Source organism: Kitasatospora sp. NPDC094028, from assembly GCF_049543595.1.
Lineage (GTDB): Bacteria > Actinomycetota > Actinomycetes > Streptomycetales > Streptomycetaceae > Kitasatospora.
Genome location: NZ_JBMVFA010000132.1, coordinates 1 through 1,043, shown reverse-complemented (window position 1 = coordinate 1,043; position 1,043 = coordinate 1). Strand labels below are relative to the sequence as shown.

The 1,043-nt window shown below is 68.3% G+C and carries 2 protein-coding genes; one reads left to right on the top strand and one right to left on the bottom strand.

Annotated elements, in window-relative coordinates; translation table 11 throughout:
* Nucleotides 1-300 precede the first annotated feature (300 nt).
* Entirely contained in the window at nucleotides 301-732 is a 432-nt protein-coding gene (locus tag ACPC54_RS42320) for an ATP-binding protein (protein WP_111585612.1), read from the top strand.
* On the opposite strand, the gene ACPC54_RS42315 is transcribed toward ACPC54_RS42320, so the two are convergent.
* The coding region (locus tag ACPC54_RS42315) for a hypothetical protein (RefSeq protein WP_498973101.1) at nucleotides 680-1,043 on the bottom strand (364 nt) is incomplete at its 5' end. The genes ACPC54_RS42320 and ACPC54_RS42315 overlap by 53 nt on opposite strands.

Sequence of the window (1,043 nt, the reverse complement as noted above, 5' to 3'; positions counted from 1 at the left end):
GGCCTTGGAGGTCGTCGCCGATGGTCCTCGTCCACTGAGCGAGGAAGTCGTCACGCTGTGCGGTCAATATCTCGACCAGAAGGCGCGTGTTGGTCTCAGCCGTCACGTTGTCCTCACTCGATCTCCGTTTTGTGTACTGCCGGAGGAACGATACGACAATTAGCGATACCCCCTCGCGCGGCCCGGGCGCTTTTCCCGCATCTCGCGCCCGCCGCGATGTCCGTGCCACGCGCCTGGTGGCGTAGGCGCCGAACGCGGGCAGACGGAGAGAACATGGCCGACCGCCCCAGGAGGAGAAAAATGGAAGACCGCTCTTCGTTGAAGGCCGTGGGCTGGGCCCGCACCCTGCCCCTGAACAGCGGGGCGAAGGCGGCCAGGGACTGGACACGGGCGCATCTGGAGACGCTCGGCTGGACCCGGACCGCCCCGGACCTGGTGGATTCGATCGTACTGACCGTGTCCGAACTCGTGACCAACGCTCACGTCCATGCCCGCAGCACGGCGCAGCTGATCCTCACCTGGGACAACGGGTGCCTCCATGTGACCGTGCACGACTCCGATTCCACCCTGCCCCGGCAGCGGCAGCCCGGCGCCGACGCGCTGGGCGGGCGCGGCCTGCTCCTCGTCGACGCCCTCGCCCACGACTGGGAGATCCACCGCTGCCCCCGCGGCAAGGACGTCATGGCGTGCTTCCGGCCACCCGCGGCCCCGGCAGCGACTCAAGACGCTTGATCTTCGCGCGTACGACGTACAGCGGGATCACCCCGAGGACACCGAAGGACATGTCGATCAGGCTCCACCAGAACGGGATGCCCCGGACCGGACCGCAGACGAGGGCGAGCGGGACGATGCCGGCGCAGGCGAGCATGCCGAACTCGATCACCCAGATGTTGCGCACCGGGTCGCAGAAGGGGCCGTAGAAGGCGACCGCGATGACGAGGTGGGCGAACGCCAGCCAGTCGGTGCCGTAGAGGACGAAGGGGTACTTCGCGTCGACGGCGTCGAGTCCGTCCCGCACCCGGGCGATCCAGCCCGTCAGCCCG

What these genes read in the sequence shown, in the direction of transcription:
- ACPC54_RS42320 (WP_111585612.1), top strand. Translation starts at nt 301, where the DNA reads ATGGAAGACCGCTCTTCGTTGAAGGCCGTGGGCTGGGCCCGCACCCTG.